This window comes from Olsenella sp. CU969 (genome assembly GCF_905219715.1).
In the GTDB taxonomy this organism is placed as follows: Bacteria; Actinomycetota; Coriobacteriia; order Coriobacteriales; family Atopobiaceae; genus Granulimonas; species Granulimonas faecalis.
Genome location: NZ_CAJMXC010000081.1, coordinates 1 through 9,068, shown reverse-complemented (window position 1 = coordinate 9,068; position 9,068 = coordinate 1). Strand labels below are relative to the sequence as shown.

At 63.2% G+C, this 9,068-nt stretch carries 8 protein-coding genes; 1 reads left to right on the top strand and 7 read right to left on the bottom strand.

The genetic code is table 11. The features are described 5' to 3' along the window. Window positions 1-1,846: 1,846 nt before the first annotated feature. A complete protein-coding gene (mscL, locus tag JX283_RS07255; RefSeq protein WP_204829975.1) occupies window positions 1,847-2,290 on the top strand; it encodes a large conductance mechanosensitive channel protein MscL in 444 nt (147 codons plus the stop codon). 212 nt (window positions 2,291-2,502) lie between these two features. Here mscL and JX283_RS07250 read toward each other — a convergent pair whose 3' ends face one another. From JX283_RS07250 to JX283_RS07220, 7 genes are all read right to left on the bottom strand, one after another. Beyond that, on the bottom strand, window positions 2,503-3,540 hold the full coding sequence (locus tag JX283_RS07250) for a phosphoglycerate dehydrogenase (RefSeq protein WP_204829974.1): 1,038 nt from the start codon (window positions 3,538-3,540) through the stop codon (window positions 2,503-2,505). Between the two features lie 102 nt (window positions 3,541-3,642). Beyond that, a complete protein-coding gene (locus tag JX283_RS07245) occupies window positions 3,643-4,560 on the bottom strand; it encodes a phosphotriesterase (RefSeq protein WP_239652531.1) in 918 nt (305 codons plus the stop codon). After that, window positions 4,554-5,699: a galactonate dehydratase gene (dgoD, locus tag JX283_RS07240; protein WP_204829973.1), complete on the bottom strand. Its 1,146-nt coding sequence runs from the start codon at window positions 5,697-5,699 to the stop codon at window positions 4,554-4,556. The genes JX283_RS07245 and dgoD overlap by 7 nt, the downstream gene beginning before the upstream one ends. A 63-nt stretch (window positions 5,700-5,762) precedes the next feature. Further along, complete coding sequence (locus tag JX283_RS07235) at window positions 5,763-7,031, bottom strand: PTS transporter subunit IIC (protein WP_204829972.1); 1,269 nt, start codon at window positions 7,029-7,031, stop codon at window positions 5,763-5,765. Window positions 7,032-7,071: 40 nt separating this feature from the next. Further along, a complete protein-coding gene (locus tag JX283_RS08565; RefSeq protein WP_239652529.1) occupies window positions 7,072-7,233 on the bottom strand; it encodes a hypothetical protein in 162 nt (53 codons plus the stop codon). Window positions 7,234-7,383: 150 nt separating this feature from the next. Beyond that, a complete protein-coding gene (locus JX283_RS07225) occupies window positions 7,384-7,833 on the bottom strand; it encodes a PTS sugar transporter subunit IIA (RefSeq protein WP_204829970.1) in 450 nt (149 codons plus the stop codon). Between the two features lie 2 nt (window positions 7,834-7,835). Beyond that, window positions 7,836-8,462 carry a bifunctional 4-hydroxy-2-oxoglutarate aldolase/2-dehydro-3-deoxy-phosphogluconate aldolase gene (locus JX283_RS07220; RefSeq protein ID WP_204829969.1) on the bottom strand — a complete coding sequence of 209 codons (627 nt, stop codon included), beginning with the start codon at window positions 8,460-8,462 and terminating at the stop codon, window positions 7,836-7,838. Between the last annotated feature and the right edge of the window lie 606 nt (window positions 8,463-9,068).

Genomic DNA, 9,068 nt, shown 5'->3' with positions numbered 1-9,068 from the left:
CGCCCACCGCGACACCCTCCTCTCGGTGGAGGCGGCCCTCAACCGCATCCAGCTCGTCCTCGACGGCGAGGCGCCCGCCCACGACCGGGCCTGCGACGAGGCGGGCTTCGGCGCCCTCAGGGCCTGGGCGCTCCAGGCCGCCGACGTCCTCGACGGCCACACGCGCCCCAACCCCATGGCCACCTTCCACGGCGTCGAGTTCGCCCGCGGCGGCGAGTGGGACGTCCGCAGCCGCATGGCCAGGGCCTGCGAGCGCCTCCGGCTCCCGTTCCGCCTGGAGTACCGCTACGATGTGGACCTGCCGTCGGGCTGCGTCTCGGTGGAGTTCGCCCTGCCCAAGGCCCAGTGGTTCCCCGCGGAGCGCATGGGCGACGGGGGCCTGGAGGACTGCCGGGCCCTCCAAGGCACCTTCGTGGCCCTCTACGGCCTCAGGCTCTCCGCGCTGCTGGCCGCCTGTGCCTTCGGCTCCTCGGTGGCCGTCACCNGCTGCCTGGTGTGCGCCTTCGACGGCGGCCTGGGCGGCGAGGCGGTCATGGGGTGCGACTTCAACCGGCTCGGGTTCTCCCGCACGGGCATCGAGGCCCTGGAAGACGACGCATCCCGGCCCGTGGACGACCCCGCGGCCCTCGCCCGCAGCCTGGGCGCGAAGGCCACGATGGAGCTCTCCGACGGCACCCTCCGGCCCGTGGAGCCCCTGAGGGTCCCCGGCCTCGGACGCAACCGGGGCNACCTCTGGCGCGACCGACGCCCCCTCTCGGAGCCCCTCTCCTCCCTCGTCATGGCCGAAACCGGCGCCGACTTGGACGTCTACCACGACGACTTCCCCGCCGAGCTCGAGGAGGTGCGCTCCATCTGCTCCGAGGAGGCCGAGACCCCCGTCATGGCCATCATGCGCCTCGAGGAGCTCTGCGACCGCATCCTGGGCGCCCTCGAGGACCGGGGAGGCCTGGAGGGCAGGTCACCCCTGTGGTCCAACAGCTCCCCGGTACGCATGCTCATGGCCCACGCCCCCGCCGGCGGCACCCGCCAGACCGGGGCGGAAGGGGCCCGCGACCCCCTGGGCATCANCGGCGACCACGACCCCCAGCCCGGCAGGCCCTCCCGCTTCTACCAGCTGCCCGACGCCTTCTTCGAGGCCAAGGACGCCATATCGCGGCGTTACTCGGACCTCGGAGACTTCGCCCAGGCCATGGCCGTGGCCGACCAATGCGTGGCCCTGGCCCCCACCTCGGTCCCTCCCCGGATGCGCCGCGCCGTGCTCCTCGGCNACCACGGCGACTTCACCCAGGCCGAGGCGGAGCTCAAGGTGCTGCTCACCATGCTCGTCGACACCGACGACACCGGCTTCTGCCTCTACCGCCTGGCCTTCGCCTACTGGCAGCAGGGAAAGCCCGACCTGGCAGCGGCGGCCTACGTGCTGGCCGCGCGGTGCCCACGCTTTGCCGACCAGGCCCGCCTGGAGCTCTCAGACCTGCTCCGCGAGGAGTCAGTGGAGGAGCCCTCCATGAAGCAGGCCGCCGCGGCCCTGGATGCCGACGGCGCGGAGCTGCCCCTCGACGAGACGCTCCTCGACACCCTGGGCGAGGCGGGCGGCCGTCTAGTGGACGAGGGGTTCCCCATCGCGGCGTGGCGCCCCCTGAAGCTCCTGGCCGACCGGGACAACAACGACGACCTCCACTCCATCGCCCACAGCCTGAGGGACGGCACCCCCAGCGCCTACCTCTGACCCACGGCACCCTTCTCCCTGGCCGTTATCCAAGGGCTTGGAGGGGAATAAAGGCACCTTATTACCGTCCCGGAACCCCGGGACGCGCCCGTGAGCCGGTGCCGAGGAGAAAGGGTCGTCATGGCCGTCAACACCGACAAGGTCAAGGAAAAGAGCAAGGGGTTCATCGCCGAGTTCAAGGAGTTCATCTCCCGCGGATCGGTGGTCGACCTCGCCGTAGGCNTGATCATCGGCGCAGCCTTCACGGCTATCGTGAACTCGCTGGTCAACGACATCGTGATGCCCCTCATCGGCATCATCATCGGCGGCATCGACTTCTCGGGCATCCAGACCCAGGTGGGCGGCGCCACCATCATGTGGGGCAACTTCATCCAGGCCATCATCAACTTCCTGCTCATCGCCCTCGTGGTCTTCCTCATGGTGAAGTGCATCAACACCGCCCACAACGCCATGAGCAAGAAGGCCGAGCAGGAGCTCGAGGAGGAGGTGGCCCCCGAGGACCCCGCCACCGTCCAGGTGAAGCTCCTCGAGGAGATCCGCGACGCCCTCATCGACCGCGAGTAACCAGCGACCACGACCCATCGCACGCGAAGACGGCGCGCCGGCCCGATCGGAGCCGACGCGCCGTCTCTTGCCGGCAGGCCGCCTTTTTGTACCGACGGGCCGGTCTGCCGAGGGGCGAGGGGGCGCCGTCGCGGGCATCGGCGACACCGGAGACCGAGCCATCTCGACTCGAAACAGGGCCGATGGCGGCGCCACCTGACACCGTTCGTCGTTCAGGGAATCATGCCACCCGCGTCCAAACCCATACTCACNGCAGACTCATAGAGAAGATGGCTGGTCACAGGGTCAGGTGGCTCCACACCGTCTTTGACGGCCAGAATGTTGTCGACCACCACGTTGCCCATACGCTCGCTGGACTCGTAGGTGTTGCCGGCAACATGGGGAGTTACCAGCACGTTCTCGTAGTCGTAGTAGGGGCGATGCACGGGCGGCTCCCTATCGAAAACGTCCGTGGCAAACCCCTTCAACCTTCCCTCCAGCAGCGCCTTGTCGAGAGCATCGTGGCGGACGATGCCCGCGCGGGCCGTGTTGATGAGAATGGCCGAGTCCTTCATCAGGCGCAGCTCGCGAGCGCCAATGAGATTGCNGGTGCCGTCGTTGAGGGGCGTGTGAATGGTCACCACGTCCGAGCGCCTGAGCAGGTCGTTNAATGTTGTGTATATAACGCCATAAAGTGTGGGCTCGTTTCTCTGCACGATGTCGTAGCCGAGAATGTCCATGCCAAATCCCATGGCGCGCCGGGCCACGGCACTTCCGATCTGCCCCACGCCCACGATGCCAATGGTCTTGCCGTAAAGGCTCGTACCGGCGATTTTGTCCCATCCCCCACTGCGCGTGGAGATGATCATCTGCGAGATGTGACGCTCCAAGTCGAGAATAAGGCCCATGGTAAAGTCGGCCGTCTCCTCGCGGTTGGTCGCCGGCGCGTAGGTCACTTGAATGTTGCGCGCCCGGGCCTCAGCAAGGTCAACGCCATCAAATCCCACACCGTATCGGGCAATTATGCGCAGTTTTCTCAGGCGCTTGATAACGCTCGCCGGCAGCGGGTCATTGCCCAAGATTNTAGCGCTGGCGTCCCCGGCAANCTCCACCATCTCGCCTTTTGTGAGTGGGCGCCCGTAGGGGTTGAGGCGAACCTCACAACCGGCCTCTTCCAAGCGTCGCACCGGGCCGTCTGCGAATCGCCCGAATGTCACGGCGCTTGAAGCTACGATCCACTTTGACGGACGAGACACGGCTGCTCCCACCATTCCACTGGCTTTACCTGAAGGCATTTTAGAGCAAGCGGGCAGCTCGAGGCCTCCTTGCCCTCGAGCCGCCCGCCGTCAACGCCGCAGCGCATCTGCCGTTGCCTACTCCCAGCTCAGCAGCCGCTGGGGGTTGGCGCGCACCATGGCATCAAAGGCCTTCTCGCCAATGCAGCCCACCAGCTCCCTCTTGAGGCCTGCGAGGATGTAGGCGANTCCCGGCTTTCCCCNGTAGGAGGGCCAGTAGTCCTTCTTACCCATATCGCCGGCCAGGCAGAGCCTGCCGCCCACGCCCAAATCCACAAGCTCCTTGATCATTGCCACACGTTCATGGTCGCGCCCCGCAAGGTCACGTCCCACATGGTCGAGGCTCACGTAGGCTCCGGCCCAGCAGATCTCCGCGATATAGGCGGTATCCAGGGTCAGGTCCACATGGGAGAGGCAGACGTGGGACGGGTCCATGCCCTCGGCCTCGATGAGGGACAGCTGCTCCAAGGCCATGGTGCCCTTGTCGCAGTGGGTAATCATGGGCATGCGATGCCCAACGGCCACGGAAGTGCAGATTCTGATAGCACGGCNCTCGCGCTCGGTGATGGCGTTCAGGCTCGTGCCCACCTTCACCGCGCCCGGCTTGACGTGGTGAGTCCCTATGCCGTCCTCGATCTCATCGGCGATGACCTCGGCAATCTCCGTGTCGGAGAGCCTGTCGAACCAGGAAGGCAGGTGCTCTTCCTTATGAAGCCCGGTCACGCACACGATGTGGCACCCTGCGCGCTTGGCCATGACTCGCAAGGCCTNCGTGTNTCGACCGAAGTTGAGCGGGGACAGCTCCACGATGGTCGACCCTCCCGCGGCCATGAAGTTATCAATCTCTGCCACGCCGCGATCCACGTCGTCCAACGTGTAGGGATAGAAGGCCGGCAGCTCGTTGGGCTTCACGTAGAGATGCTCGTGGATGTAGGTGACGCCGAGATCCGCGGCCTCCACCGGGCCCAAAACCGTGTTGACCATGATCTTTACCACTCAGCGATGGTGCCGTCGTAGTTTTTCCAGGCGGGGTTTCGCCACACGAGCCCCTCAGCAGAGATCTGGCGAATCTTCCCCTCGTCCATGACGAGTCCCAAGCCGGGCTTGTCGGGAATCTGCACATAGCCATCCTCAAACTGGAAGATGTCCTTGTTCTCGATGAAGTCGAGGATGTCAAAGCCCTGGTTGTAGTGAATGCCAAAGCTCTGCTCCTGGATGAACACGTTGGGGGTGCAGGCGTCCACCTGGAGCGTGGCGGCTAGCGCGATGGGCCCGTAGGGGGCGTGGGGCGCAGCGGCCATGTCGTAGGCCTCGGCCATGGCGCAGATCTTACGGGTCTCGAGAATGCCGCCGCACATGGCCACGTCGGGTTGAATGATGTCGATGGCGCCCTGCTGGAACAGCGTCTTGTACTCCCAGCGCGTGTAAAGGCGCTCGCCGGTGGCCAGAGGCACAGCCACCTCGTTGGCGATCTTGTCGAAAACCTCCCAGTTCTCAGGCAGCACGACCTCCTCCAGGAACATGGGGTGGTAGGGCTCCAGCGCCTTGGCGAGCACCTTGGCCATGGGCTTGTGCACGCGGCCGTGGAAGTCGATGCCAACCTNGATATCGTCGCCGCAAAACTCGCGGATGGAGGCTATGCGGTCCACCACCGCCTTCACCTTGTCGTAGGTGTCAACGTAGTGAAGCTCCTCCGTGGCGTTCATCTTCACCGCGCGGAACCCACGGTCGAGGCGGCTTTTGGCCTGCTCGGCAACGTCGGAGGGCCGGTCGCCGCCGATCCAGGAGTAGACACGGATGCGGTCGCGGGCCGCGCCGCCGAGAAGCTCGTAGACGGGCACGCCGAAGGCTTTGCCTTTGATGTCCCACAGCGCCATCTCGATTCCCGAGACGATCGTGCCGTTGATGGGGCCGCCGCGGAAGAAGGAGCGGTGGAGCTCTTGCCAAAGGCGCTCAATCTCAAACGGATTGCGGCCGATGATGCGCTCGGCCAGCTCTTTGGCCCCCTCCACCACGGTGCGGGTCTTGGTGCCGGAGATGAGCTCGCCCCAGCCCGAGACGCCCTCGTCGGTGTTCACTTTGATAAAGATCCAACGGGGTTTGACCTCGAAGAGCTCCACGTCGGTGATTTTCATATCCATCCCCTTTTTCAAAAAGGCCCAGAGGGGACCGCCCCCTGGGCCTGACGGNCAAACCNATTAGCCGAACAGGCCGCCCACGAGGGAGAGCAGGTATCCGATGNGGTGGGTACCGGCNTCCTCGGTGCTGATGATCTCCATGCCGTCGGGAAGGACGAAGCCTCNNGTGAGAGCGAGNTCGGTGTGGACCGGGGCCANAGCGGTGCCGATGAGCAGCACGGCCGCAGTGATGAGCGNNGCCGACAGGATGCCGCGAACGATGTTGCCCTTGGCAAAGGCGCAGGGCCACGCCGCCAGCCACATTGCTTGGTAGGCGATGTCNGNCACGNGGAGGAGCTTATTGCCGGGTAGGAAGGCCGCGAGCACCAGGGTGATGGGCACCATGATGATGCCCACGGTGATGACGGAGTCGTCGGCCACGGTGAGGGCGGCGTCAACGCCCATCGTGAAGTTGGCGTCAGGGAACTTCTTGGACAGGGTGTTCTTGACAGCGTCGGCGAACGGCAGCAAGCCCTGCATGAGGATCTGCATCATCTTGGGGGTGAGGACCATGGTGGCCGAGGTGCTCATGGCAACGATCATGATCTGCTCGACGGAATCGCCGGCGAGGATGCTGATAAGGGCGCCAAAGATAAGACCCATGAACATGGGCTCGCCCACGAAGCCGAAGCGCTCCTGGATGCCCGCAGGGGAAGCGTTGACGTTCTTGAGGCCCGGAACGATGCCCCAGAGCTTGTCGAGGAAAAAGGCGATGGGAGCCCAGCAGACCGAGTTTGAAGTGGGGAAGTTCACGCCTTCAAGCTCGAAGTAGTCCTCCACCACCGGCGTTGTCCAGTCGGCGAGCTTGAACGAGATGANGGCGTCGATAGCNGCGGCGACAAGGGCGATCCACGGGTTGCCGCCGGTGGCGTACCACACGAGGGCACCGGTGAAGATGTAGTGGTTGTACGACCAGAAGTCGACCATAACCGTGCGGGTNTGCTTGATGNGCAGCATCACGACGTTCACGCCGAGGATGACAAAGACCACAGGCGCCGCCATCGGGAACGACCAGGTGGCGGCTGCGCGGGCCGGCCAGCCCACATCCATGATGGACGTCTGAATGCCCCAGTTGGCAACCATGGCCTGAACGCTCCCGGCCACTTGGCCCACAAACCAATTGATAACGATGTTGACGCCTGCGAAGCCCACGCCCACCAAGAGGGCCGACTTCAAAAGCGTATTCATCTTCACGCGGAAGATGAGACCCAACACAAAGATGATGATGGGCATCATNNNCATGGNGCCAAGCGACGCGAACGTCTGCAAGGCGGTGATCACGATCTCCATGGACCAAGCCNCCTACCTGTTTGCGCACCTCGTTTTGGTGTTATTTCTTGAGTTCTTCTGCAATCTTGTCGAGCACTGCCTGCTCTCCGACGCCCGTGATAAAGGCGGTGCCTTTCACGATGGGCACGTCAGTCTCGACGCCTTTGAGCTTTCCGGTGGGAACGATGAGGTCAACCTTGCTGGTAGCGAGGTTGCCGAGCACCTCGGAGAACTTGCATTGGATGAAATTGGGCTCGNGGGCACCGATGGCCTTGGCTACCCCTTTGATNTTCTCCACGNNAACCGTAGAGGTGATCATCGNCGAGGCGCAGCATACGATTACGGTCTTCCTCTCCANGGTCCTTTTTCCTTTCTAGTTAAAAATACTTACCACTTCATCCGGGCCTGAAGCGCTCAAGACCTGCTTGAGAGTGTCTTGGTCTTGAATGATTNCCATTATNTTCTTAAGTGCTTCCAACTGCTTCTCAGCTTTGTCGAACAGGCTCAGGACGACCACAGACACCATCACCTGATCGTCGGGGTCCTCCATGTTCTTCCAGGCCACGGGACTGGCCAGTGTGGCGACCACAAGCTTGGTGTCGCGGGCGTACTGAGGGTCAGTGTGAGGGATGGCTGCACATACCTCGCCCAGGTCAAGGCCCGTGGGGTAATCTTCCTCGCGCTCCAGCAGGCTCTCCTCATAGCCGGAAACAATCGCCTCTTGGCCGGCCAAGTGCTCACAGAGCTGATGGACGACCTCTTCCTGGCTTGCCGCCTCGAGCCCCAGCNGCACGNCNTNAGGAGAAANGCTGAACCTGTCCACGGCTACCACCTCACCTTTTTCTCAAGTTCTGCCANGGAACGGGCGATTCCCGCCCCATTGAGGGATGCGATGTCTTCCGGCTTGAAGCAGCCGGACCCGATGCCCGCATAGGAGGCGCCGGCATCGAAGTAGTCCTGCACGTTCTGGGCGTTGATGCCGCCCACCACCATGAGCGGCAGGGGTCCCAAGGGTGCGGCCAGGTCCTTGAGGTAGGCGGGCCCCAAGCGGCTTGCGGGAAAGACCTTCACGATGTCTGCCCCCATATCAAACATGGTTGCAATCTCCGTGGGGCTGAAGCCCGAGGGCACCGAGATCACGCCGGCCTCCTTGGCCACATCGATAATCTCTTGGGAAAAGCCCACCGGCGAGAGCAGGAAGGAGGAGCCAGCCCCGATGGCTCCGCGGGCATCCTCTGCCGTGCGCACGGTGCCAGCACCGATGCTGAGCGCGTCGCCGAACTCGTCGTTGAGCGTGCGGATGATGTCGAGCGCATCGCCCGTGACGAGAGACACCTCCATGGAGCGGATGCGGCTCTTGGTCATCTGGAGGGCGATGACCCGCGCCGCCTCCAGGGGAACCCGTCTGAGAATCACGGTCACCTTGGAGAACGCCACGTCTTGACCAATCACTCTCTCCTCCTTTGCTGTCTTGCTGTCGTATTTTTTTCTGTTATTGAGATTAGAGCACATGTATTCTACACAGTCAAAAGGGATGGGTGATNTGTGTCTGTTAATTATATTGGTGAGGGAAAATCCCTGCATTATGCCTGCTAATTTGCTCTATACGCATTATTGGCATATTCAGATTCCGTTATGTAGGAACTATGTGCTAACTAGCATGGTAGTTTGTCTATGCATATTTTTTGCTATTTTGCGAGTAACTTTGTAATTTGATTATTCGTGCGGGACCTGCGGGCTTGCACCTCGTGGCCATCTCCTCTCCCTCTCTCCGCCTGAAAGCGTCTGAGGGTATCCTTATTCGCTTTCAGGCGGAGAGAGCGCGGGGAACGTGGCCGGGGGCGTGTCGACCGAGGCAGAAAAACCCGTGCCGGAAGCTGCTCCGACACGGGTTTTGGCGGCCCAAGGGTTCATTTTCCATGCCACAGGCCGCTGCGGCATGGGTCTTCACTCTGTCATCGGCCCGTACCCCATGCCGCAGGCCTCCGCGGCATGGGGCCCTGCGCCTGAAAGCGACTGAGGATGCCCTCAATCGCTTTCAGGCGCCGGGCCCCATGC